Here is a 23,847-nt window from a genome sequence, read left to right as displayed (position 1 = left end):
TATCCATATGCTTGGTTGGAGCAGATTCTGATACTAACTCCGCACCAAACCATGAAGTCTGAATATTCATATATTAATTTCAAATATAATGACAGGAAGGGATGAAGGAATGGCCATTTTATCAACAGGACCGATCGAAAATAGCCCGGTTAACGGGATGAGGCCCACTCAGCAGGTTACTGTTAAAATCGTTAACCACAGCGTTGACCCGGCTTCCTCAATATCCATTCAGGGTTATTATCTAAACGCGGAAACAAGGATTATGTATGTTAATGAAGTACTCTCTATTGCAGAGAATCAAGTCATCACGAAGGATTATTACGCTGATTTTAATGGTTTTGAATTTATATTTGTTACACCTGATCATCTTATTGATATGAATGAACCTGTTCAAATATCGGTATGGGGCAAGAATAGCACAGGTCAACTGGTAAGCGCACACCGCTTGGTATCTGAAGAACTGCTTGGAAATCATAACGGCGGAGAGAAAGGAGCTACTGGAGCGACAGGACCTATGGGAGAGCAAGGTCCTCCTGGAACCACTGGACCTACCGGAGCAGGCGCAACGGGTCCTACCGGATCAACAGGTCCACAAGGATCAACAGGACCAGCAGGCTCAGGGGCAGGGGCTATAGGCCATACCGGGCCTACTGGCATCACTGGAATGACAGGCATAACCGGACTCACGGGTGTGACTGGACTTACAGGCGTCACTGGACTTACCGGCTTCACCGGACTTACAGGCGTCACTGGACTCACTGGTGTCACAGGAGTCACCGGGGCTACTGGCACCCTTTCAACAGCTTATGCCGTTAGCTTTGCAGATTCTCCTACTGCAGCCGTTATTCTTGCTTCAAATGAAAAAATAAATTTCGTCGCACCCGCTCAATCTCTTGGTATTACATGGGATGCCACATCAAAAGATTTTACAGTTACTGCAAATGGGGTTTATCAAGTAACGTGTACTGTTTTTGTTGCAAGTGGTTCGGACGGAGTATTTGAGTTGATGAGTGGGCCTGTACCCTCACCTGTAAGTAGGTCAATCGCATATGCAAGCTCCTCTGGTTCTGTTACCATGTTAGATATTTTCTCATTGAACGCTAACGACAAAATTGCCGTTAGCAATGGCGGCAATGTCAGTGTTACGATGCTAAGCGGCACTTATGACGGAAGAACTCCAAATTATGCAATGATCACTATCGTCAAAATCTCCTGAGCCTAAGTATCACGTAAAAATGCAGTTGGATTTCACTAAATCATAATTAAGGTTCGTATTGGCAGGGAAGTCAGAGAACCCTGCCAATATGAGCTTTTTATGCGTTATACGACGAAATAATTAGCTCTTGCCCTTTCACTGTAAACTGACTACAATACACTTATTACAACTCTTTTAATAACCTCGATAAAATTATCCCGGAGGGAAAATCCGCTATGGCCCAGCCGTCTCATAATACACAACTGATCAAGAGAATAAATGTAGAGCTAGTGAAAAATGCGCTGCGCACCTCCGGCACCGGCACCAAAGCTTCGGTCGCAGGTCAGACACGGCTAAGTGTGGCTACCTGCGGCACCATCCTGAATGAATTGGTCCAGACGGGTGAAATTCTGGAACTGGATTGGGAGGAATCCAGCGGCGGCAGACCGGCAAGGAAATATCAGTTCAATGCAGATTACTCTTCTATCATCTGTATGATTGTGCGTGCGGAGGGCGGCCGGCAATCCATTACCTGTGCGCTTGCCAATCTGAACGGTGAAATCATAGAGGAAACTGTTAAGGAATGTGACGAGATTACTCCAGATACCCTTGGGGACTGGCTGGATGAGATTATTGCGGCCCATCCGAATGTGCAGGCCATCGGCATCGGCATTCCGGGGGTAATCCAGCAGGACCGCATAGGGATTTGCGATGTCCCTGCGCTTGCAGAGCAGCCGCTCGGACTTTTCCTGAAGGAACGCTATGAAGAGGTAGCGATCATCATTGAGAATGATATGAATCTGACGGTGTACGGCTTGTATCAGAAGCTTCTCCTGGACGAAGAGAGTCATTTTGCCGTGCTGACCTTCCCCAAGAATCATTACCCGGGGGCCGGCTTCATGGTGAACGGACGTTTGCTTAACGGCAACAGCTTTTTTAGCGGCGAGGTCTCTTACCTGCCTTACGGTATCCCCCGAGAAGAACAGCTCCGGCTGCTCCAGGGTGCAGGCGATCCCCGCAAGCTGGCCGTACATGCACTGGTGTCGATCATCAGCATCATCAACCCGGCCACCATTGTTATCACAGGCGATAATATCTTGCCGGAGATGCTGGAGGATCTGCGCAGCGGATGCCTGGACATTATTCCGCCCGAACATATGCCTGAGCTTATGATTCAGCGGGATACCCGGCAGGAGTACATGAGCGGACTGATTACCACAACCACGGAAAGCCTGAATTACCGGTTCCACCTGGTTGAACGAAAGTAAGACAAATCTATTTTATTATCATCCAGGAGGCTATTTACTGTGAAAGCTCAATCCGGCAATTCCGCCAGCGTACCAGGCAACAAACGTAACACCGTCTATATCATGCAGCTCGTGACAATCTTTCTGGGCTTTGTCGTCTTTGGCATCTCAGAGAATATTAAAGGGCCCGCCATTCCGCGGATTCAGCTGTCGTTCAATCTGGATGAAGGCCAGCTCGGCACCCTGCTCTCGCTGAACGCGCTGGGCTATCTGATCGCCTGCTCCTTCACCGCTGTGCTTGTCCGCAAATGGGGCATCAAGGCCGTCACTATGATTTCATTCGCTTCCATGGTCCTCTCGGGGGTGCTGATCTACCTGTCACACAGCTATCCGCTGTTCGCCTCCTCTTACTTCCTGATGTATATCGGGAACGGGATGCTGGAGATCGGACTAGCAATTCTGGGGGCACGTATTTTCGTCAAAAACACCGGGTTCATGATGAACTTATCCCACTTCTTCTATGGATTAAGCTCCACCGTGGCGCCGCTGCTCGCTACCGGAGTCATGTCGATGAGCGTGTTCGGACATCTGCTGGACTGGCGGGGGATGTATCTGGTCATGCTATCGCTCTGTCTGCTGCCAATTCTCTCGGCGCTGCGCAGCACGTATCCCGGAGATGATCTTCCGCAGGAGGACCGCACCTCCTTCCGCACTCTGACGCGTGATCCTGCACTCTGGATGATGGTGATGATCCTGTCCTTCGGCGTGGTCTCGGAGCTGGCCGTGGGCGGCTGGCTGGTTAACTTTCTGGAAAAAGCCTATGCCTGGGACACCATCCGGGCTTCCGGCCTGCTCTCTGCTTTCTTCCTTGTATTCTCTCTCGGGCGGCTCGTGCTCGGCGCACTGACGGACCGGATCGGCTTCGTCCTCTCGCTGATCATCTTCTCCTGCTTCTCGGCGGTCTGTACCTTCGCCGCCTTGGCGGGCGGGGAACGTCTCGCCTTCCTGTTCGCATTATCCGGGGCCGGGATTGCTATTATCTATCCCACCGTTATGGCCTTCATCGCCCGCCGGTACCCGAACGGAAGCGACACCGCCATTACCTTCGTCGTGACCCTGATGGGCCTCGGCAGCGTCATCGGCAATTACATTATCGGCTGGGTGATTGAAGCCGTCAAAGCATTTTACGGCTCCACCACTGAGCTCGGCCTGCTGCGCGGACTCCAGGCGGGGTACGGCTTCATCGGCTTATGCGCTGCCGTCTGCTCCCTGTCGGGCATCGTACTGTACGTGTATTTGAAGCGGCGGCGGGAGTTGATTTGAGGGAGGGAGCATGAAAGAGCAGACGGGAGGTGCCCGTCTGCTCTTCCCTTTTTACAAATACCCCTTAAGATTATTCAGCACCACCGCATACCCGTTAGCATACATATGAACGCCGTCCATCGTATACTCTTCCTTCAGATTCCCTTCGGCGTCCATCAGTCCCTCATTCACATTAATGAACTCATAGCCGTGCTTCACCGCGAGCTCCTCCACGGCCCGGTTCGCTTCGAGCAGCGCCGCATTGGTTCTCGTTCTGAAGTAGTTCGCCCGCAGCTCCTCATCCATTCCGGGGAATTCAGCCTTGGCATTCACCGGGTAATAGGCCATGACATACACCTTGCACTCCGGCAGCCGTTCCCCGATCCGGGTCAAGATCTCATTGTAATTCGCAAGCAGCTTCCCGAGCTCATACTCCCCGTCCGCTGAACTGATGTCGTTCGTGCCGATATTAATGAACAGCCGCGAAGGCGCAAGCTCTAGCACACATACCTCCAGCGCTTCAAGCAATTCCCGGGTCACATAGCCCGCAATTCCGCGGTTATAGATGACCGTCCGCTTCTCCAGCGTCTGCTGCAGTTCATTCACCGGAAAAAACTCCATCAGCGAAGAGCCCGCCAATACGGTCTGCCCTTGCAGCGCCAAGGTGTTCAGAATGCTGTACTTCTTCACCTTCTCTTCTTTCTCCTGTTGCATTTGCTCCTCCCACATTGCGTCAAGCTCTTCCTCAGTCATTCTCAATTCCTCCGTTTCTGTGCTCTACTATTCTACTATTGTTATCCTTTATCTCTCAGCTTGCAACCCTTACCTAATTGTGTCTGAAATATGTAAATTTTTTTCATTAAAAGGATTTTGTTCTATGCACACGTGTTCTGAATAGGCTAGATATCGGGTGCTGTCAGAGGTGCACATCTGGCTGGTTTGCCCGCAAAGGACCGGTACGCCGGACCTAATTCTAGAGTTGAAGGGCGGAATGTTTTTGAAAAAGGTAGTTGGCTTGCTCCTGTCGGTTGCACTGTTGTCTTCGTTCTATGTTGCCAGTCCCCCCGAGGTATCTGCCGCAACGCCCATTGTGGTGAACTCGACGATTGTCGTACCGGCCGGACAGACGTATGACGGCAGCGGCCAGACATTTGTCGCCAATCCGAGTACGCTTGGAGACGGCAGTCAGGCAGAGAACCAGAAGCCTATCTTCCGGCTGGAGAAGAATGCCACACTCAAAAATGTAATTATCGGCGCTCCCGGCGCAGACGGGGTGCACTGTTACGGTAACGCTACCATCTCCAATGTAACCTGGCAGGATGTCGGCGAGGATGCCCTGACCCTGAAGGCCTCCGGCACCGTCAATATTACAGGCGGAGGTGCGTACAAAGCCTACGATAAAGTATTCCAGATCAACGCCGCAGGCACGATCAACATCAAGAATTTCAAAGCGAATGACATCGGTAAGCTGGCCCGCCAGAACGGCGGAACTTCGTTCACGGTGAACTTCACTCTGGATAACTCTGATATCTCGAACGTCAAGGATTCCATCTTCCGCACAGACAGCAGCAGCAGCGCCGCCAAAATCACCAATACCCGCTACCGCAGTGTGCCTGCCTTATTCAAGGGCTTTGCCTCAGGCAAGACCAGTCAATCGGGCAACACGCAATATTAAAGGTGGAAAAGTAAGAAAACTGGCTTAAATACAGCAGCCTGAGGCTTAACGCATATAGCTGTAATCTGAAACCGTCTTCATTCCGGCCTGCCGGGAGGGAGACGGTTTGGTCGTTCAAACGGACGGCCAAGCACATGTGAACACGCTCAGCTCGCAGATGGAGGAGTTAGATTTATTTTGGACACATCTGCCCCTCTTAACTCTCTCAACTCTATCGACATGAACTCACATGATATGTTATCATGATACACTGATAACGTATTAACGAACTAAAGCAATCGGATGCGGCAGGCAATCTACTAGGGGGATTAGAGAGATGAAGAGACAGGGAATATGGGTTCTACTTGTAATTATGGCGCTTGCAGTGGTCACTGGCTGCTCCAGTTCAGGCGGTAAGGACGGGAAGCTGGTGATCGGCATCGACGATAAGTTCGCCCCGATGGGCTTCCGGGATGATAACAATGAGATTGTAGGCTTTGATATCGATTATGCGAAGGCGGCTGCCGCGAAGATGGGCCGGGAGGTTACCTTCCAGCCGATTGACTGGTCCGCCAAGGAGTCTGAGCTGAACAGCGGACGGATCGATATGATCTGGAACGGATACACCATCACGGATGAGCGCAAGGACAAGGTGTTATTCACGAAGCCTTATCTGGAGAACAGTCAGGTGGTCGTTGTGCTGGCGGATTCAGCACTTGCGAAGCTTCAGGATCTGGCCGGTAAGGAAATCGGACTTCAGAGCCTCTCCTCTGCCGCCGATGCCCTGGATGCGAATCCGATCAAGGCCGAGCTTGGCGGCGTGTCTGAATTCACCGACAATGTACTGGCACTGACCGACCTGAAGTCGGGCCGTCTGGACGGGGTGGTCATCGATGAGGTGGTTGCCAGATATTACATAGCCAAGGAGCCGGATACGTACAAGCTGATGGAAGAATCGCTGGCCCCTGAGCAATATGGCATTGGTATCAAGAAGGGTAATGAAGCTCTGCTCGATGAGCTGCAGAAGGCGCTGGATGAACTGGGCAGTGACGGAACAGCCGCCGGGATTTCCACCAAGTGGTTCGGAGAGAATAAGGTATTGAACTAGATGCTATCGTTTAGGAGCCGGGTGTAGACATGGATATCGATTATATTATTAGAATTTCCGGACCGATGCTGGAAGGCGCCCGGACTACGGTGCTGCTGTTCCTGATCGTAATCGTGCTGTCCATTCCGCTCGGGATGGTGGTTACGCTGATGGCCAAAAGCACGTTAAAGCCGCTGGCCTGGATCGCACATGCTTATATTTACGTCATGCGCGGAACGCCGCTCTTGCTGCAATTGTTCTTCTTCTGCTTTGGCCTGCCGCAGATTCCCGTGATCGGGGAATATCTGGTCATGGACCGTTTTGTAGCGGCCAGCCTGGGCTTTATCCTGAATTACGGCGCTTATTTCGCCGAGATTTTCCGGGGCGGGCTGCTCTCGATCGATAAAGGCCAGCATGAGGCGGCCAAGGTTCTGGGGCTTAGCCGGTGGCAGACACTGCGCAAGGTCATTCTTGCTCAGATGTTCCGCGTGGCACTGCCTGCGGTTGCCAATGAGTCCATTACGCTGGTCAAGGATACCGCTCTGCTGTATGCCGTAGCGGTGCCGGAGCTGCTGAATTTCGCCAAGACGGCGGTGAACCGTGATTTCACGGTCACGCCTTTTGTCGTAGCGGGCGTCATTTATCTGCTGATGACCCTGGTGCTGACCTTGTTCTTCAAGCTGCTGGAGAAACGTTTCAAATTTGAGTAGAAGGGCTGTATGGCTATGAGTAGCATGATTGAAGTACGGCAATTGAAGAAGGACTTCGGCAGCCTCAGTGTGCTGAACCAGATAAGCTTTGACGTGAAGCCCGGCGAAGTCGTTGCGGTGATCGGGCCCTCGGGCTCCGGTAAAAGCACCATGCTGCGCAGTCTTGTGCATCTGGAGGAGGTCACCGGCGGCAGCATCTCGATCTGCGGCAAAACGCTCGTTGAGAACGGGCGCTACGCCAGTACGGCGTCGATCAGAGACATCACCTCAAGCATGGGGATGGTGTTCCAGCATTTCAATCTGTTTCCGCATCTCAGTGTGCGGGACAACCTGGAGCTTGCCCCGCGCACGCTGAAGCGGGAGCGTGTGCAGCAGATCACGGCCAAGAGCCGGGAGCTGCTCGCCAAGGTTGGCCTCTCTGACAAAGCAGACGTCTACCCCTCCACGCTGTCAGGCGGGCAGAAGCAGCGGGTTGCTATTGCCCGGGCAATGATGCTCAGCCCGGACATTCTCCTGTTCGATGAGCCGACCTCGGCGCTTGATCCTGAATTGACCGGCGAGGTGCTGCGCGTCATCCGCCAGCTGGCCGAGGAGAACATGACGATGATGATCGTTACCCATGAGATGAGCTTCGCCCGCGATGTCGCGGACCGCGTCTTCTTTATGGACAACGGGGACATTGCCGAATCCGGCACGCCGGAGGAAATCTTCGGCAGTCCGAAGCTGGAGCGGACGCGGGCGTTTTTGATGCGGGAATAGCAGCGGGTAGAGCTTGACAGCTCGAGTAGTGCGTGGCAGCTTTGCGGCTGAAGCCTCATGCTGGTCAGAACACAGAGCGGCCACCCTACTCCTCATGGTGATTCTAATTGAAGAAGGCCTATCCCAGCCATATGATGGCTTTTGGGATAGACCTTTTTTGGGGTTCAGATCAGTATGCGGTTGTATCGGATATATACGCACAGCTCAGAACGCAACGTGTGAAGCAAGTGGATTTAGTCCATCTAATTTCGCGCTACAGACACACTTTCAGAGATTAGTTGGATAAACAACACTTACTGGGGCCGACTTTCGGCGAATCCTTAGAATTGGGCAGATTAGGTGTACTTTTTCCACCTACTCCCCCGCTTCCGCAGAAGACACCGTCCCCCCGGGCACCTGCTCCAACGGTCCCATAGGCGCTGCCGGCTCCGGCTCCTCGTCCCAGCGCTTGCGGAGGAACAGCTGGTAGAGCTTGATGATGATGATTTTGAGCATCATATAGACCGGAATAATAACCAGGATACCGATGATTCCGCCGAAATCGCCGCCTGCCAGGACGAGAATGATGGTGGTAAGCGGGTGGATATCCATGCTTTTGCCGAAGATATAAGGGGCCACCAGGTTGTCTTGGATCTGCTGTGCAACGAGCACGACCACAATCGACCAGATTGCCGTAGACGGGGACTCGATCAGACCGATGATGAAGATCGGCACAGTAGACAGAATCGCTCCGATAAACGGGATGAAGTTCATCAGCACCGCCACCAGCGTCAGCAGCAGCGCATACGGCAGGCCGATAATCAGGAACCCGATGTACATGAGCACGCCCAGCGCCAGATTGACCAGCACTCTGCCGACGATGAAGCTCCCCATCACGTTGTCAATCTCGGCAACCACCCCTGCGCCTTCCTCATGATAACGTTTGGGGAAGAAGCTTACGACCTTATCGCCGAACTTCCCGCCCTCCTTCAGCATGTAGAACAGCAGGATCGGAAAGGTGAACAGCACAATCGCAAAATTAGAGACAAAGGAGAACAGCCCGGTCACATAGCCCGTTGCCAGTGAGAAGCCTGTATTCAAATAGCCTATCAATTGGCTGGACAGGTTCATATTCTCAGGAAGCAGTCCCGACAGCAATTCAGTGTTCTCCAGCTTGCTCAGCTGCTCCCCTACTGCCCTCAGCACACCCGGCATATTGTTGACCAGGTTCAGCAGCTGACTTTGCAGCGAAGGCCAGACCCCTACCGTGAAGCCCAGTAACAGCATAGCAATCACCAGATAGACCAGCAGGATCGCCAGCGTCCGCTTCATTTTGCGGGAGGACAGGAAGTCAATCAGGGGCCGAAGCAGATAATAGAAGAAGACGGCGAGCATTAACGGCACCATCACAACCTTGAACAACGAGATAATGGGGGTAAAAATAAAGTCTACCAGTGAGCTGACATAGATAATGCCCAGCACCAGCAGCACGGCAATACACACGCGGATAAACAAATTCAATTTGGCCATAGTGGACTCCCGTTCTTATATTTTAAGCAGCGTGTCTTATTCACTTAAATATAGCCGGGGATTCTTAATTCAGACTAAACCAAGTCTAAAGATAAGCTAAAGATTGGGTCTTCAGGCTGTCTATCCGTTAGAATGATGACAAGTGGAAACGGTACCATCCTTTTAAAGGGCGGTAACGTTTCGGCGAGAAATAGAAGGATAATTTGAAGCATTTTAAAAATCATCCTAACGGATGAATAAGATTACCTTTGCGCGAACACAATGTATGCTGTTTTTGATATACATTCAAGCTGTGTGCCTGCTTTCGAACACAATGTATGCTGTTTTCCATATACATTCTAGCCATGCGCCTGCTTGCAAGCACAATGTATGCTGTTTTCCATATACATTTTAGCCATGCGCCTGCTTTCGAACACAATGTATGCTGTTTTTCATATACATTCAGGCCGTATACCGCTATACCAGCCCATTCTATTCGGTTGTACGCATACATTATCCAGACTTCAGGCCTTGGCTCTGATTATCCGATAGTTTGGACCACATTCCCTTCCTGGTCTTTGATGTAGGTCTTGCGGATCTGCACCTTCAATGCTTTGGCGGCAGACAGCCGGAGCTCCCCTTCCTTGGGCTGAAGCTTCTCCTCCAGCTCCAGGACCGCCTCTTCCGTCAAGCCGAGGCTCACAAACTCCTCGTTGACCACACTATCGTTATCGGGTCTGCGCTCCAGCATCACCTGCAGCTTCTTGCTGGTCAGGGTCAGCGGCTTCCCCTTCAGCAGACGGCCGCGCAGCAGCTTGGCTATAGTCGGTGCCTGCCTTGCGCCTATGGTCAGGACAGCAGGTGCTGTGCCGAACAGACGGCTTGTGCCGGGCTCATAATCCAGTTCATCTACATACAGAATGCCCGTCTGTGATCCGTCACGCCGGGTGCCCTGACGCACCGCTTCCTGGATGGTAGAGAGCCGAAGCAGCGAATCCCGGGCAAGCTCGGTGATATAGAGAGGGAGCACCTCCTGACTGGCCTCCAGGAAGGCATTGGTATTCCAGGACATCATCGCTTCCAGCTCGTCCGCTGTGATTCCTACCATCTGCAGGAATTCCACACGGCCGTTCGGCGTATCCACAGCCGGAAGCTCCGGGTCATCAGTGAACGCCAGCGCCGTCAGCCGGGTATCAGCCCCGAGGCATATCGGGCCATTGGCATCCAGATGATGGCCGGAAGCAAAGATATTGCCGCTGGAGAATACATATCTGGCCATGTTCTGCAGCAGATTGATCGCCCAGGCTGGAGGCTCCTGCTCGCTGCTGCTACGCGCCAGACGGAAGGTCAGCTCGAAGCCGTAGCCGCTGTATTCAAGGTCTTCAGACTCCTTCTCATACAGCTCGGAGAAGCCGAAGGTTACGAAATGCCAATGCGGGTATGGCTGCTCCGCTGCATAGGCGCTGATTCCGTTCAGCGGGTCATTGCCCCCCAGACTATAGGGCAGCATTGCAGCATAATGCTTCGGTTCCTGTTGTCCGTATAGCCCTGTCATCTGTTCCTCTATCGCATCCCAGCCGATGGCTTCCACTTCTTGCTCACTCATCTTGTTCCCTCCGATATCAGATTTATGTACAACCGGCTGCTTCCATATCCGGCCCTGAATCTCCCGTTCATTACCCCAAATTCCGAGATCATAACCAGCGCCAAGCGGCTCTCTCGCCTACAGTAGCACACTTCCTGAGCAACACCTCCAGCTTGCAAAGAAAACGGCAAGCTCATCTGACGAGCTTGCCGTTTGTGTATCTTCATTAATATAGGAATCAGTTAATGCCGACCAGCAGGTTCTTGCGGGCTACACCGCTCTTAGCTGCCGCTTCAGCTACAGCCATGCGGATTCTCTCTACTACACGCGGGTCGAAGGCATCCGGGATGATATATTTCTCATGCAGCTCAGACGGGTCAATGACGGAGGAGATCGCCTCTGCAGCCGCCAGCTTCATGTCTTCATTAATATCCGTAGCTTCACAATCCAGCGCCCCTCTGAATATCCCAGGGAAGCACAGCACATTGTTAATCTGGTTCGGATAGTCGGAACGGCCGGTCGCCATAACTCTTACATGCGGCGCGGCAATCGCAGGATCAATCTCCGGCATCGGGTTCGCCATGGCGAACACAATCGGGTCTGCGGCCATGTTCAGCACATCTTCCAGCTTCAGCACATCCGGTGCAGAGACTCCGATGAAGACATCCGCGCCTTTGATCACATCGGACAGACTTCCGATTTCCAGATAAGGGTTCGTAATCTGGGCAAAATCGCTCCAATGGCTGCGCTCATAATCCGCCAGCCGGTTAATCGCGCCCTCCCGGTCCACGCCGATCAGGTTCACCGCTCCGGCATGCAGCAGCATTTTGGAGACGGAGATGCCTGCTGCACCGATGCCGTTGACTACGATTTTGACATCCTTGATATCCTTGCCGCATACCTTGAGTGCGTTCAGCAATCCGGCAGTTACGACAATTGCCGTACCATGCTGATCATCATGGAATACCGGAATGTCCAGCTCCGCTCTTAGTCTGGCTTCAATCTCGAAGCAGCGCGGAGAGGAAATGTCCTCCAGGTTAATGCCGCCGAACGTCGGGGCAAGTGCTTTTACAATCGCAATAATCTCTTCGGTATTCTTGGTGTCCAGGCAGATCGGCACGGCGTCTACGTCCGCGAACTGCTTGAACAGCGCTGCCTTACCTTCCATAACCGGCATGGCCGCCTTCGGCCCGATATCGCCAAGCCCCAGTACAGCTGTGCCATCGGATACGACAGCTACGGTATTCTTCTTCGTGGTTAGCTCGTAAGCCTGGGACTGATCGTCGGCAATCGCCTGACAGACCTTCGCCACACCCGGCGTATAGACTTTGGACAGGTCGTCTTTGCACAGAATCGGATGCTTCAGGGTAGTTTCAAGCTTACCGCCTTTATGTAGCAGCATAATTTCTTCTAATAGTTCCATATTAACTCCTCCATTCAACTGGTTAACCATTGGTTGCATCTTTCTCGGATCTTTCTATATATAGCGGAGCTTCCTGTATCCGAACCTTTCCAGACCCGGTTGCAGCTCCGTCAACTATGCATTTCATATGCTCCTGTAGTCATTCTCCGCGATAATGAATAGATTGGCAATACAAAAGCTGACATCCGCAAATTGTCCATGATTTAGACACGTTTGGATGCGATTTCATGTGATTCAGGCGTCTCTTTTGCTGATTGAGCACCCTGCTCAGCCGCCCCATACCGCGATGAGCAGCGTGGCCACAACTACTGTAATCGCACCGCCGATCCGGGTGGAGATCTGTGCGAACGGCATCAGTTCCATGCGTCCGGAGGCTGACAGAATCGCTACATCGCCGGTTCCGCCAAGGCCGCCGCGGCAGCCGGTAACAATGGCCGCTTCAACCGGATACATATTGACCCATTTGCCGGTAAAATAGCCGGTGATCGTCATCGCTACGATAACGGTAGCGCAGACAATAATATAAGGAAGCGAGATCAGGGCGGCGACATCCTTCAGCGGAATGTACAGCATCCCGAGGCCGACCATCAGCGGCCAGGTCAACGTGCCGGAAACCAGCTTATAGAGCTGATAAGCACCCTGCTCAATTTTGGCAGGCAGCAGCTTGGAAATCTTCAGCAGTGCAGCTGCGAAGATCATCAGGATCGGACCCGGAATGCCGACGAACGGCGACAGCAGGTGTCCGGTGATGAACAATCCGCAGGCGAACAGCAGTCCCGCGCCCATCAGCAGGAAGTCCGGCTTCAGGCTGTCATACGTGCTGCCGGCCAGCTTCTGGCCGTCCTTCGCCTTCACGAGTACACCGTTACCGGTGATGGACGGATTTTTGTCAGCCATCCGCTTGAGCAGGCCCGCTCCGATAATCGCAAACACGTTGCCGATCACCGCCGCCGGAATCATCTGGGCTACATAGGAGCCGGATTCCCCGCCGAGGATCTGCGAGAACGCGATGGACAGCGGGAGAATACCTTCCCCGACGCCGCCGCCTATAATTGGCACAACGATGTAGAACAACGTCCGGTGTGCGCTATAGCCGAGCAGCATCCCTACTCCCATCCCCGCAGCGACTGCGGCAATCGTTCCGGCCATCATCGGAATGAAGATACGAATGAAACCGTTAATCAGCGTAGTGCGGTTCATCCCGGTAATACTTCCGGCTACCAGAATTGAGATGTACAGGTAGAGGAAGTTCGATGTCTTCATCAGCGTGTTGACCGATTCGAGCACCGAAGGATCAAGCACATTCCAGAATACCATGAACGATGGAATCATTAACGAAAGAATTGCCGGACCGCCGATATTCTTGAGAATCGGAAGCTTGAAGCCCAGATCACTGAGCAGCACCCCCAGTACAATAATTACTGCAAAGCCGCCGATCATGTCGTTTGGCAGTTCACCAAGCACAGAAGCCGCAAAAATAATGAGTGCAAATACCACGTAGAGCGGGAGCGGAATAACGCCTACCTTTAAATGCAGAACCTTCTGTACGAAACCCTGTTCTCCTTGCTTCAGTACAACAGGCTGCTGTTCCGGTACCGAAAGTGGGGGTTGAATTGCTTTTTGCATGTTAACCTTACCTCCTTAACTCTTTTACAAATTCATCATAGCTGCTTTGAAAGCGCTTTTGTTTTTATGAAAGTAATAAAGGGGTTTTGTAAATTATTAAAGTAAGCGCTATCAGGAGTGAAGTAGGAGTGAGGGCGGGGGGATTGACGGTGAGTATTAGAGTACTCTACATGGTCGAATTTGATTATAGGTGCTGGGGAGGAAGTATGGTGGAGTTCCGGCGGGTCAGAGCCTGGTAGTATCATGGGAAGGCAGGTAACATTAGTTAGTATGGGAGCTTAATACGTAGTCTGATTAGTTCAGGTGCACTTGTGCTCCTCATTTGCGCTTACCGCTGACTTTTGGCTAATTCAGGTGCACTTGTGCTCCTCATTTGCGCTTACCGCTGACTTTTGACTAATTCAGGTGCACTTGTGCTCCTCATTTGCGCTTACCGCTGACTTTCACCGGGGCTGAAAGGGATTTATCCCTTTCATTTTCGCCTACCGCCCACTTTTGGCTAATTCAAAGGGATATATCCCTTTCTTTTCAGCATCCAGCCTACTTTTGGCTAATTCAAAGGGATTTATCCCTTTCTTTTCAGCATCCAGCCAACTTTTGGCTAATTCAAAGGGATTTATCCCTTTCATTTCAGCATCCAGCCAACTTTTGACTAATTCAAAGGGATTTATCCCTTTCTTTTCAGCATCCAGCCAACTTTTGACTAATTCCGGTGCGACCCCCTTATCCCGGAGTCCTCCGTATCAAATCGGTACTTGTCGTAGCTATGCTCTTTATTTCGCTTTTTCTCTCGGCCAGAAGAAGCGGGAGCGGTCTTCTAGAGTCAGGACCCACTCCGCAAAGGTAGCTGGCGGCATGTTCCGAAGGCTCGTATGCATTCTGCGATTGTTGTAAAAGTCCATGTACCGGTCCACGGCTTCATAGGCCTCTTCGAAGGTGTCGAAGGCCTCTTTTCGGAACAAATCCCGGTCGATATTGCTGTGGAACGATTCAATAAAAGCATTTAAATCTGGCGTTCGAGGCGGAATGCGTTCATGGGTCATTTCCCAGCTTTCACACATGTCGCCAAACAGGTGGCTGACGAACTGTGGGCCGTTGTCGGTACGGATCACCGGGCGTGCGCTGCCAGGGGCGCAGTGTTGCTCCATGGCGCGTCCCAGCGTCTGGCAGGCGTGCTTGGCCTCACATGACGCTCCGCGGTGGTAGCCGACGATGACACGGCTAAACACATCGATAATGCTCAGGACAAAGAAATGCCGGTCCCGGCCCGCCACGTACCCATACTTAATGTCCATCTGCCAGAGCTGGCCTGCTCCGGTAATGACCCGGTTCTCCGGCAGCTTCCGGGGATGCTTAAAGCGTTTGTGGCGCTGCGGCTGCAGGATATCCAGCGCCTGGCACAGCCGGTAGCTTTTCTTGTGATTGAGCCTCAGCCCGCGCTGGTTCCACAAGCACTTGGCCAGCAGTTTGTATCCGTACACATGCTCTTCTCCAGCGATTAATTCCAGCAGCCATTCCTGGATTTCCTCGTCGCTAATCTTCTCTCCAGACTCGGTCAGGGAGTAGCCGGGTACGGGTCTTCCGCGTCCCTGAGGTACGGCCTGTGCCTCCTGCTTCTTGCGTTTCTTACGGTCGTAATACGTAGACTCTGCGAGCCCCACGAGACGGAGTACCAACGCTGCGGTATTCCCCTGCTTAATGAACATGTCGGCTACCTCGATTTTTTCGGATAAGCAGGGGTTGGCTTTTTTAGCAGTTCACGCAGAATTTCGATCTCTAGCTCCTTTTCGCCGAGGATCCTGACCGCCTTCTCGTATTTCTGCTCCACGTCCAGGAGGCGCTTCAATTCCTCCACCTGCTCCTGGGGATACGGATGCTCTTGTTCCCCATGGGCTTCGCGGTAATCTCTCACCCACTGATTCACCGTCGATGGGGTCACCCCATACTTTCGGGCAACCACCGCTGCCTTAATGCCAGACAACACCTCTTGCGCGGCTTTCTCTCTTGTTCCTGTTAAGTGTCCCATACCGTTCATCCTCCTCCTGTTTCTAGTCTACATTTTTGTGGGGGAGGACTCCAACTTCTTTAGGGGGCTGTGGAGATTCAAAGGGATTTATCCCTTTCTTTTCAGCATCCAGCCAACTTTTGGCTAATTCAAAGGGATTTATCCCTTTCATTCCAGCCCCCAGCCTACTTTTGGCTAATTCAAAGGGATTTATCCCTTTCCAGCCCCCAGCCCGCTTCCGCTGCCTGCGCAACTCAAAAAGCTCCGCCGCAGGTTGCGCGGCAGGAGCTCCAGAATTAGTTAGTTACACCTCAAATATACTTAGTAATCAATCCCTTACCGTTCGGAGCGAGCCGGTATTTCTGCACCGGACGGCCGATGCTGCCGTAGACGAGGTCCATCTCCAGCACGCCCATCTCGGTCAGACCGATCAGGTATTTGCCGGCGGAGACGCGGGAGATGCCGGATACCGCCGAGATATCCTCAGCGGAGAACAGCTCGCTGCCGCAGGCCTCCACAGCACGCCAGATGGTCTGTAACGTCTGGCGGGTGAAGCCCTTCGCCAGCTCCTGCGAGGTCGTCCGTTCCTGCTTGAACCGGGACAGCCTGTCCAGCTCCGACTGGTTCAGCCGCTCCTGGCTGCGGAACAGCTTGTTCTGCTCCCGGTATCCGTTCAATGCGGCCCGGAGCCTGGAGAATTCGAACGGCTTGATCAAGTAGTCCACCGCCCCGTTCTGCAGCGCTTCCTGAATGCTCTCCTTGTCGCTCGCCGCCGAGATTACGATAACATCGATCTTCACGCCCCTGCGCCGGATCTCGGACAGCAGCTCCAGCCCGTTGCTCTCCTTCATGTAAATATCCAGCAGGATCAGGTCATAGGCCTGCTTCTCCAGCATACTCAGCACTTCTTCCGCCGAGCTGGCCCAGCCATCGGCTCGGAAGCCCTCCACCTGCTGCACATAGAACTTGTTCATCTCTGACACCATGGGATCATCTTCAACAATAAGTACTTTGATCATAATGGCTGATCACCACTCTTCATGGGCTTTCCACCCTTTTCATTCATTATCTTCACTATTCATTCATTATCTTTACTCTTCATCATTCTCACATGCTTCATTCATTATCTTAACTCTTCGCCCTATACGGGATCTGCACCGTAAATTCGGTGCCTTCCCCTTCCCGGCTGTCGTACGTAATCGTTCCGCCCAGCTTATCTACACTTCGCCGCACCAGATACAGCCCTACTCCCCGGTCGCCGCCTTTGGTCGAATAGCCTTGTTCAAACAAATGGGCTCCATTCTCCGCAGATATACCTGTCCCATTATCACTAACCTTAAGAGTAAGCTGGTTGTCCTTATGCCGGAATCCAATCTCGATCTGCTTATTGTCCGCGCCTTGGAGCACTTCCAGCGCATTGTCCAGCAGGTTACCTGCAATGGTGACCAGTTCCCGCGCTACCTCATGATCTGCTGCTTCAGGCAGCATACCTTCATCCCGGATCACCAGCCGCACATCGGCTTCCCTGATTCTGCTGAGCTTGCCGAGCAGGAAGCCGACCATCACCGGGTCTTTGACCTGCCGGACGACCGAGTCCGCCTCTGTCTGGATGCTCTGCACAATATCCGTGAGATATTCCTCAAGCCGGTCGTATCTGCGCATCGTATTCAGTCCCATAATGACATGAAGCTTGTTCATGAATTCATGGGTCTGGGCACGCAGCGCCTCGGCGTACAGGGAGATGCCGGAGAGCCGCTCCATCAGAATACTGATCTCAGTCTTGTCCCGGAACGTAGCAATGGCGCCTTCGATAATTCCATTCACCCGGACCGGGACCACATTCACCAGCAGCGTGATGCCGCTCTGCTCCACTTCCTTGTCCTGCAAGGCCTCTCCGGTCTCCAGCACCTTCTCCATCCGCAGCAGCGGCCAGAACTGCCCGGCCTGCTTGCCTAACGGTTCCTGGTTCAAGCCAACGCTGCCCATCAGTCTCCGGGCCTCGGCATTCACAAGGGTAATCCGCGATTCCTTATCGACGGCGAGAATACCCTCCTTGGTCGATTGCAGCATAGCGCTGCGCTCCTCCAGCAATTTGGCGATTTCTCCCGGCTCCATGCCGAACATCATCCGCTTGATTTTGCGGGCGAGCAGGATGGCACCGAATATCCCCATCAGCCCGCCGACCAGGATGCCCGAGTAGATAATCCAGCGGTTCTGCTGTACGGCGGAACGGACGCTGCCCAGCGATATGCCTACAGCTACTGCTCCAACCTGCTTGCCGTCAGCGGCAAAGATCGGTGAGAACGCTCTCACAGAATAACCGAGTGAGCCTTCTGCCACGGATATGGTCTCCTTGCCGTGCAGCGCCTCCGTCTCATCCCCGCCCATGAAGTGCCTGCCAATCAGGGACGGGTCGGGATGGGAACGGCGAATCCCCAGCATGTCCATCACCACCACGAATTGCACATCATTGATAGCACTGATATCCGTTGCATATTGCTGTATACTGCCGGAAGCCGGCTCCGCAAGCAGCCCGTCCACCACTCCCGGCGTACGGGAGACCGTACGGGCAATAGTGATGGCCTTATTCTCCAGAGAAGCCCGGGCCTCTTCGGAGAATCTCATGCCGAACATCATATACACAATCAGCAGCACCAGCACAACGATCAGGCAGATCATCAGAGTGATGGTCGTCTGAAGGCGTAATCTTTTGGTACCAATTCTCACAATGCTCCACCTTCAGGAAATTTTTCTCGATTATAACGCAAAAGCACTCAAAGCGCGATAATCACAATTCAAAGTAATTCGGCTAAGACTCCGTAATCACCGACTGGTTCCGCCCTCTGCTCTTCGCCAGATACAAGGCCTGATCCGCCTTCCCGAGCAGTCCCGTAAGGTCGGCGGCATGCGATGGATAGTGGGCAATCCCCTGTGAAATTGTAAGCTGCGCTGCAATCGGCGCCTGGCTCCGCTCGACAGCAAGACGGATTCGCTCAGCAGCGCTGAAGGCTTCCGCAGGCGTAGTCCGGGCCAGCAGAATAACGAATTCCTCCCCGCCATAGCGGTAACAGACATCATCCGGGCGAAGCGAGGTTACAATGACCCGGACGACATGCTTCAGAACTTCATCGCCCAGGTTATGCCCGTAAGTATCATTGACCAGCTTGAACTTATCGATATCCAGCAGCACCAGTGAAAAGGGAACGCCTGAGCTCATCCGCTGGCTGATCGTATGCTCCAGGGACCTGCGGTTCATCAGACCGGTCAGCACATCTGTCTCGGCTTCATGGGTCAACAGCTCGGTCTGCTGCTAGATATTGGCCAGGGCAAGCGACACTCCGTCTGTCAGTAAGTAGGCCTCCCGGCTCCAATAGCGCTTCGCTTCCTGCAATTCTATCTGTTCCGTGCCCATTCGGCTCACGACATCTGCCAGATAAACAAAAGGACGCGCAAACTTGCGTGCCAGCATAATAACGCCCAGCAGCAGCAGAATGAACGGTATGGAGGAAAACCCGATCAAGGTACGAAAATGCCCGATCAGCTCTTGATGAATCTGGCTAATCGGGGAGACAACCACAATGCCCCAGCCATTAGCGGGCACACTGGAGTAACCGGCCAGCACCTCAATGCCACGGAGGTTCGTAACAGGCTGTTCTCCGCTTCGCTTATTCATCAGCTGCTGCACAACCTCATTACTGCTGACATCGGTGCCGATCCGTGCTTTATCCGGGTGATAGACCAGATGCCCTTCAGAATCCACAATATAATAATAAGCCCCCGAATCATCCTCCTGCCCATTGTCAAAAATCTCAGACAGCACGTTATTCTCCTGAAGATAGATAGTGCCGCTAAGAATTCCGGCATAGGTACCCGCAGCATCGAAGATGGGCTGGCTCAAAAATACGATTAACCGCTTGGTATTGGCTGTCAAATAAGGGGAAGAAATATATGGCTTGCGGAGCGCTAAGGCTTCCTTGCTGTTCGCTGAGCTAACGTGCATGCCTGTTGTTCCTATGCTGGCTGGTGAGACATTGCGGATAAGTCCGCTGGCATCAACCACGGTGATGGAATTGAAGAAATTGCTGCTGCTGCGCATCAGATCCAGAGAAGCATTCACTTCCTGCGGCGGCATAGCGTCTATGTCAGACAACCTGATAGCGTTGTATTCCAGAGTCCCGTGCATAGATTGAAATAATGAATCCATCGTCTTGGACATCCGGTCAGCATTGAGGTAATTCAGATGAAGCGTGGTCTCCATTAAGGATCGCTTCTTGGACTCATACGAACCGAGCAGAAGAATACTTGAAGTCAGCAGAACCACCAGTGTCACCAGACCTGTGAGCAGCGTGGTCAGGCTCAGCTTGTGATTTTGACGAAGCTTACGCTTCAAACTTATATACAACCCGCAATCCTCCTTGGAGCAAAAACGCAATGATATATTCATCATACCGCAAATACTGATAATGTTCGACAGCGGATTTATCGCAGGACAGGCGGCAGACAGGTCTTCCGGACATAACAGAATAAGCCCGCAGCAGCAAGGCTTATCTTCAGACGGTTATTCAAGTTCAAGGTTCACGTTCACCCTAAGCCTGCAAAATCTCATCCACCCGTTCCTTGGCACCCTCCCAGGAGGTCATCAGCGGAAAAGCATACTCCTCACGCGCCCTCAGGTTCCAGGGATGCGGGATGCACAGCACCTTCCTTCCGGCCTTCACGGCGGGCAGCAGGTTATGCGGACCGTCATCAATCAGCAGGTCGTAGCCGATCAGATGCTTGCGCCGGGCGGTGAAGAAATTCTCAGGCGGGATATACGGCATGTGCTTCTGCAACCAGTTCCATTTCTCACCCACCGTCTTCGGCGCGGCCGCCGTAACAATGATGACATCATACGCATAGTGAAGCTTCTCCATCTCTTCCACTACATATTCATCGAACAGCTCCAGTTCTTCATATAAGCCCGGTCTCCCGAAAAAGAGCTCCATCGTGCTGTCCGGGTGCCGCAGGTGGTCCGTATTCCAGTCCGTCATGTCCTCGTATCTAAGCGGATGCGTAGGAAACTGGATATTATTGTGGTAGATCGCCCGTTTGACGAGATGGCAGATCGTATCGTCCATATCGACGGCGATGATCGGTTTACGCATTGCTTGTCCTCCAAAATGCATTTTCATCCATTATAGGCATCCGGGGGACGGGTGTCCAGACTGTCGGGCAATACGGGCTTTGTTCCAACTGCTTTCTGCACCAAATCCGCGAAGTCCACCTTTTTCATATTCCGTTAAACCATTCATATACTGTTACTGAAAGAAAGGAGGTAATACAGCCTAATGAATAATTCTGTCATTGAGGAGGATCTGGAAGCCATTCTTGGCACCAGCTTACCCTGGCAAGAACTCTCAGGCCGCACAGTACTTATTACCGGAGCCAGCGGCCTGATTCCCTCCTATATGGTGGACACCTGCATGGCCTTGAACAGACGGCCGCTCCTGGACTCTCCGGTGCATGTCCTTGTGCTGGTAAGAAATGAAGCGGCAGCCAGGAGCAGGTTTGCCCGTTATCAGAATAATCCCCATTTGGAATTTCTGGTTCAGGATGTCTGTGAACCTGTAAGCTGGCCCGGGCGGGTGGACTTTATTATCCATGCTGCCAGCCAGGCAAGTCCTAAATACTACAACGCCGATCCGGTAGGCACCTTATCTGCCAACGTGATGGGAACCCTTAATTTACTCAAGCTTGCAGTGGAGAAGCAGGTGGAGTCGATGCTTTTTTTAAGCTCAGGCGAAATATACGGACAGGTTCCAGATGCCTTTATTCCCACAAAAGAGGAGGACTGGGGTCATGTCAACCCCATGAGCGTCCGCTCCTGTTATGCGGAGAGCAAGCGAATGGCTGAAACCATGTGCGTATGCTGGCATCATCAGTATGGTGTTCCCGTTAAGGTTGTACGTCCTTATCATACTTACGGGCCGGGAATGAAGCTGGATGACGGGCGGGTCTTCGCTGACTTCGTCGGCAATATTCTGAACCGCCAAGACATTGCCATGACTAGCGAAGGGACTGCAATACGCGCCTTTTGTTACCTGGCAGATGCCACTGCCGGGTTTTTCACCATTCTTCTTAATGGTGTGAACGGCGAAGCCTATAATATTGGAAATCCCGAAGGGGCAGTCAGCATCTCCGAGCTTGCCTCGACCCTGGTAAGCCTGTTTCCCGAGTATGGACTGAAGGTAGTAAGATCGGCTCCCTCAGGCCAGTATGTTCCCAGTAAGATCGATAAGAATATTCCGGATATCACTAGGGCTATGAAGCTCGGCTGGCGTCCTTCGACAGGGATAACGGCTGGTTTCTCAAGGACAATTAGAAGTTATTCTGCCAATTATAGAAAGGAAGGTACAATATGACAACACCGCTAATTTCAGAAAAACAAGCATTTCTCGAAGGAAGTTTCGCAAAGTCCGAATTTATCACGACCATGCATGAAAGATATCACCAGCTCTTATTTGCCTATAGCCATTACCTAAAGGAGACCGATATTGCCAGAATCGAAATCATAGACGGCAGTGTCATTATGGTCACCAGACAGCATGGCTTCAAGCTATTATGTAATCCCCAAGATCAGAGAACCGTTCCCATCGAAATCCTTAATTTCGGCGCATACGAGCAGGAAGAACTGGAATGTATCTTCAATCTTCTAACTTCGACCTCAGTCATTCTGGATATAGGAGCCAATTGCGGATATTACTCACTGCATCTGGCACGGCATTACCCGCTCAGTAAGGTGTACGCCTTCGAACCTATTCCTGCCACCTTCGAGAATTTGCAGAAGAATCTGGATTTGAACCACGTTTCCAATGTGACAGCTTATAATATAGGACTATCCGACAAGTCAGGTACACTTCCTGTCTATTTCTATAAACAAGGGTCAGGCAACAGCTCATTGCAAAATTTATCGGGCGGTGAGGAGGTCATGCAGGTGGATTGCGAATTCCGTACTTTGGATTCTTATATTGAGCAAATACCAGAGCAGATTGATTTCATAAAATGCGATGTGGAAGGCGCCGAGCTTCTCGTTCTGGAGGGTGGACTTGACATGATCAGTAAGCACAAGCCGATCCTGTTGTTTGAGCTGCTACGCAAGTGGGCCGCCAAATTCAGCTATCACCCTAATGATGTGCTGCAAATTCTGGAAAAGCTTGATTACCGCTGCTTCGCAGTGGAGTCTGGACAAATTACTCCTATTGAAAAAATAGAGGATCATACAAGGCAAACCAATTTTGTGTTTCTGCACAGGGATAAACATGCTGATAAATTCTAATTTTTGCAGGCAAAATAAATAAACACATTGAAAAAGCACGCCTCATCCTTTGCGGGAGAGCGCGTGCTTTCTCTATAAGATTGAATTAAGGCAAATTAAAATCGTTATGATCTTCGAGATCTGCCTTTAAACAGGTTCACCACGAACAGCACCGCTGCCACGAACAGCAGCAGATGGATCAGGTTACCCATGAAGTTAAAGATGACGCCGAACAGCCAGATTGCCACTACGAGTCCAATGAGTCCCCACAGCATAAGATGTACCACCTTTCTCCTCTGGGTTGTTTGACTCTATTTTACCCGTGTGGAGAAGAAATCAAACGGCTGCCCCAGGACATTGCTTAATTAGGGGTTGGACTGGTATACTCTTTTTAAATAATACAATTGTATTGTAAAAAAGGAGACGAACCCGCCACCATGAAAATCTTCCAGTCATCCGAAACCCGCTGCCC

General features: G+C 52.1%; 23 protein-coding genes. 9 read left to right on the top strand and 14 right to left on the bottom strand.

The features are described from left to right. The first annotated feature begins 109 nt into the window (after positions 1-109). The 3 genes from NSU18_RS29505 (at position 110) to NSU18_RS29495 (ending at position 3,765) form a co-directional block, all read left to right on the top strand. The gene (locus tag NSU18_RS29505) at positions 110-1,216 is read left to right on the top strand and encodes a hypothetical protein (RefSeq protein WP_341150741.1); all 1,107 of its coding nucleotides are present in this window, start codon (positions 110-112) and stop codon (positions 1,214-1,216) included. Between the two features lie 215 nt (positions 1,217-1,431). Next, positions 1,432-2,463, top strand: coding sequence for an ROK family protein (locus NSU18_RS29500; RefSeq protein WP_341150740.1), 1,032 nt, complete (start codon positions 1,432-1,434; stop codon positions 2,461-2,463). A gap of 102 nt (positions 2,464-2,565) precedes the next feature. Beyond that, positions 2,566-3,765 carry an MFS transporter gene (locus tag NSU18_RS29495; RefSeq protein ID WP_341151117.1) on the top strand — a complete coding sequence of 400 codons (1,200 nt, stop codon included), beginning with the start codon at positions 2,566-2,568 and terminating at the stop codon, positions 3,763-3,765. 51 nt (positions 3,766-3,816) lie between these two features. Here the strand turns inward: NSU18_RS29495 and NSU18_RS29490 are convergent, their stop codons facing one another. Further along, positions 3,817-4,497 (bottom strand): GDSL-type esterase/lipase family protein, encoded by a 681-nt coding sequence (locus tag NSU18_RS29490; RefSeq protein WP_341150739.1) that lies wholly within the window; start codon positions 4,495-4,497, stop codon positions 3,817-3,819. 238 nt (positions 4,498-4,735) lie between these two features. On the opposite strand from NSU18_RS29490, the gene NSU18_RS29485 reads away from it, so the two are divergent. The 4 genes from NSU18_RS29485 (at position 4,736) to NSU18_RS29470 (ending at position 7,954) form a co-directional block, all read left to right on the top strand. Beyond that, the gene (locus NSU18_RS29485; RefSeq protein ID WP_341017827.1) at positions 4,736-5,419 is read left to right on the top strand and encodes a pectate lyase; all 684 of its coding nucleotides are present in this window, start codon (positions 4,736-4,738) and stop codon (positions 5,417-5,419) included. A 316-nt stretch (positions 5,420-5,735) separates the two neighbouring features. Continuing rightward, positions 5,736-6,506: an amino acid ABC transporter substrate-binding protein gene (locus NSU18_RS29480; protein WP_341150738.1), complete on the top strand. Its 771-nt coding sequence runs from the start codon at positions 5,736-5,738 to the stop codon at positions 6,504-6,506. Positions 6,507-6,535: 29 nt separating this feature from the next. Then, the gene (locus tag NSU18_RS29475; protein ID WP_036731532.1) at positions 6,536-7,195 is read left to right on the top strand and encodes an amino acid ABC transporter permease; all 660 of its coding nucleotides are present in this window, start codon (positions 6,536-6,538) and stop codon (positions 7,193-7,195) included. A gap of 15 nt (positions 7,196-7,210) precedes the next feature. Further along, a complete protein-coding gene (locus tag NSU18_RS29470) occupies positions 7,211-7,954 on the top strand; it encodes an amino acid ABC transporter ATP-binding protein (RefSeq protein ID WP_341018645.1) in 744 nt (247 codons plus the stop codon). A 354-nt stretch (positions 7,955-8,308) separates the two neighbouring features. On the opposite strand, the gene NSU18_RS29465 is transcribed toward NSU18_RS29470, so the two are convergent. From NSU18_RS29465 to NSU18_RS29410, 12 genes are all read right to left on the bottom strand, one after another. Then, positions 8,309-9,463, bottom strand: coding sequence for an AI-2E family transporter (locus NSU18_RS29465; RefSeq protein WP_341017825.1), 1,155 nt, complete (start codon positions 9,461-9,463; stop codon positions 8,309-8,311). Positions 9,464-9,983: 520 nt separating this feature from the next. Beyond that, entirely contained in the window at positions 9,984-11,048 is a 1,065-nt protein-coding gene (locus NSU18_RS29460; protein WP_341150737.1) for a suppressor of fused domain protein, read from the bottom strand. Between the two features lie 217 nt (positions 11,049-11,265). Next, positions 11,266-12,450: an NAD(P)-dependent malic enzyme gene (locus tag NSU18_RS29455; RefSeq protein WP_341017820.1), complete on the bottom strand. Its 1,185-nt coding sequence runs from the start codon at positions 12,448-12,450 to the stop codon at positions 11,266-11,268. A 267-nt stretch (positions 12,451-12,717) separates the two neighbouring features. Then, the gene (locus NSU18_RS29450) at positions 12,718-14,076 is read right to left on the bottom strand and encodes a 2-hydroxycarboxylate transporter family protein (RefSeq protein WP_341150736.1); all 1,359 of its coding nucleotides are present in this window, start codon (positions 14,074-14,076) and stop codon (positions 12,718-12,720) included. Between the two features lie 482 nt (positions 14,077-14,558). Continuing rightward, positions 14,559-14,705 (bottom strand): hypothetical protein, encoded by a 147-nt coding sequence (locus tag NSU18_RS29445; protein ID WP_341150735.1) that lies wholly within the window; start codon positions 14,703-14,705, stop codon positions 14,559-14,561. Between the two features lie 144 nt (positions 14,706-14,849). Beyond that, positions 14,850-15,782 (bottom strand): IS3 family transposase, encoded by a 933-nt coding sequence (locus NSU18_RS29440; RefSeq protein ID WP_341150734.1) that lies wholly within the window; start codon positions 15,780-15,782, stop codon positions 14,850-14,852. A gap of 5 nt (positions 15,783-15,787) precedes the next feature. Continuing rightward, a complete protein-coding gene (locus tag NSU18_RS29435) occupies positions 15,788-16,102 on the bottom strand; it encodes a helix-turn-helix domain-containing protein (RefSeq protein WP_341147862.1) in 315 nt (104 codons plus the stop codon). A gap of 290 nt (positions 16,103-16,392) precedes the next feature. After that, entirely contained in the window at positions 16,393-17,100 is a 708-nt protein-coding gene (locus tag NSU18_RS29430; protein WP_341150733.1) for a response regulator, read from the bottom strand. Between the two features lie 109 nt (positions 17,101-17,209). Then, a complete protein-coding gene (gene dcuS, locus NSU18_RS29425) occupies positions 17,210-18,808 on the bottom strand; it encodes a DcuS/MalK family sensor histidine kinase (protein WP_341150732.1) in 1,599 nt (532 codons plus the stop codon). 82 nt (positions 18,809-18,890) lie between these two features. Next, positions 18,891-19,376 carry a GGDEF domain-containing protein gene (locus NSU18_RS29420; RefSeq protein WP_341017815.1) on the bottom strand — a complete coding sequence of 162 codons (486 nt, stop codon included), beginning with the start codon at positions 19,374-19,376 and terminating at the stop codon, positions 18,891-18,893. A gap of 15 nt (positions 19,377-19,391) precedes the next feature. Beyond that, on the bottom strand, positions 19,392-20,483 hold the full coding sequence (locus NSU18_RS29415) for a cache domain-containing protein (RefSeq protein WP_341017813.1): 1,092 nt from the start codon (positions 20,481-20,483) through the stop codon (positions 19,392-19,394). Positions 20,484-20,667: 184 nt separating this feature from the next. Further along, positions 20,668-21,225 (bottom strand): 5' nucleotidase, NT5C type, encoded by a 558-nt coding sequence (locus tag NSU18_RS29410; protein ID WP_341017812.1) that lies wholly within the window; start codon positions 21,223-21,225, stop codon positions 20,668-20,670. Positions 21,226-21,408: 183 nt separating this feature from the next. On the opposite strand from NSU18_RS29410, the gene NSU18_RS29405 reads away from it, so the two are divergent. Continuing rightward, positions 21,409-22,482, top strand: a complete 1,074-nt coding sequence (locus NSU18_RS29405; protein WP_341150731.1) for an NAD-dependent epimerase/dehydratase family protein — start codon at positions 21,409-21,411, stop codon at positions 22,480-22,482. Continuing rightward, positions 22,479-23,396 carry an FkbM family methyltransferase gene (locus tag NSU18_RS29400; protein ID WP_341017809.1) on the top strand — a complete coding sequence of 306 codons (918 nt, stop codon included), beginning with the start codon at positions 22,479-22,481 and terminating at the stop codon, positions 23,394-23,396. Before NSU18_RS29405 ends, NSU18_RS29400 begins: the two co-directional genes overlap by 4 nt. 104 nt (positions 23,397-23,500) lie before the next feature. On the opposite strand, the gene NSU18_RS29395 is transcribed toward NSU18_RS29400, so the two are convergent. Further along, a complete protein-coding gene (locus NSU18_RS29395; protein WP_238650404.1) occupies positions 23,501-23,650 on the bottom strand; it encodes a lmo0937 family membrane protein in 150 nt (49 codons plus the stop codon). Positions 23,651-23,847: the final 197 nt, after the last annotated feature.

This window comes from Paenibacillus sp. FSL H8-0048 (assembly GCF_038002825.1).
In the GTDB taxonomy this organism is placed as follows: Bacteria; Bacillota; Bacilli; order Paenibacillales; family Paenibacillaceae; genus Paenibacillus_AQ.
Note: the sequence above shows the minus strand (reverse complement) of the source record. Positions and strands in the feature narration are given on the sequence as shown.

Excerpts from the sequence above, each read along its gene's own strand:
- NSU18_RS29455 (WP_341017820.1), bottom strand. The coding sequence starts at position 12,450 with ATGGAACTATTAGAAGAAATTATGCTGCTACATAAAGGCGGTAAGCTT.
- NSU18_RS29495 (WP_341151117.1), top strand. The coding sequence starts at position 2,566 with ATGCAGCTCGTGACAATCTTTCTGGGCTTTGTCGTCTTTGGCATCTCA.
- NSU18_RS29445 (WP_341150735.1), bottom strand. The coding sequence starts at position 14,705 with ATGAAAGGGATAAATCCCTTTGAATTAGCCAAAAGTTGGCTGGATGCT.
- NSU18_RS29465 (WP_341017825.1), bottom strand. The coding sequence starts at position 9,463 with ATGGCCAAATTGAATTTGTTTATCCGCGTGTGTATTGCCGTGCTGCTG.
- NSU18_RS29450 (WP_341150736.1), bottom strand. The coding sequence starts at position 14,076 with ATGCAAAAAGCAATTCAACCCCCACTTTCGGTACCGGAACAGCAGCCT.
- NSU18_RS29400 (WP_341017809.1), top strand. The coding sequence starts at position 22,479 with ATGACAACACCGCTAATTTCAGAAAAACAAGCATTTCTCGAAGGAAGT.
- NSU18_RS29405 (WP_341150731.1), top strand. The coding sequence starts at position 21,409 with ATGAATAATTCTGTCATTGAGGAGGATCTGGAAGCCATTCTTGGCACC.
- NSU18_RS29470 (WP_341018645.1), top strand. The coding sequence starts at position 7,211 with ATGAGTAGCATGATTGAAGTACGGCAATTGAAGAAGGACTTCGGCAGC.
- NSU18_RS29440 (WP_341150734.1), bottom strand. The coding sequence starts at position 15,782 with ATGTTCATTAAGCAGGGGAATACCGCAGCGTTGGTACTCCGTCTCGTG.
- NSU18_RS29480 (WP_341150738.1), top strand. The coding sequence starts at position 5,736 with ATGAAGAGACAGGGAATATGGGTTCTACTTGTAATTATGGCGCTTGCA.
- NSU18_RS29395 (WP_238650404.1), bottom strand. The coding sequence starts at position 23,650 with ATGCTGTGGGGACTCATTGGACTCGTAGTGGCAATCTGGCTGTTCGGC.
- NSU18_RS29430 (WP_341150733.1), bottom strand. The coding sequence starts at position 17,100 with ATGATCAAAGTACTTATTGTTGAAGATGATCCCATGGTGTCAGAGATG.
- NSU18_RS29435 (WP_341147862.1), bottom strand. The coding sequence starts at position 16,102 with ATGGGACACTTAACAGGAACAAGAGAGAAAGCCGCGCAAGAGGTGTTG.
- NSU18_RS29485 (WP_341017827.1), top strand. The coding sequence starts at position 4,736 with ATGTTTTTGAAAAAGGTAGTTGGCTTGCTCCTGTCGGTTGCACTGTTG.
- NSU18_RS29460 (WP_341150737.1), bottom strand. The coding sequence starts at position 11,048 with ATGAGTGAGCAAGAAGTGGAAGCCATCGGCTGGGATGCGATAGAGGAA.
- NSU18_RS29500 (WP_341150740.1), top strand. The coding sequence starts at position 1,432 with ATGGCCCAGCCGTCTCATAATACACAACTGATCAAGAGAATAAATGTA.
- NSU18_RS29410 (WP_341017812.1), bottom strand. The coding sequence starts at position 21,225 with ATGCGTAAACCGATCATCGCCGTCGATATGGACGATACGATCTGCCAT.
- NSU18_RS29490 (WP_341150739.1), bottom strand. The coding sequence starts at position 4,497 with ATGACTGAGGAAGAGCTTGACGCAATGTGGGAGGAGCAAATGCAACAG.
- NSU18_RS29475 (WP_036731532.1), top strand. The coding sequence starts at position 6,536 with ATGGATATCGATTATATTATTAGAATTTCCGGACCGATGCTGGAAGGC.
- NSU18_RS29505 (WP_341150741.1), top strand. The coding sequence starts at position 110 with ATGGCCATTTTATCAACAGGACCGATCGAAAATAGCCCGGTTAACGGG.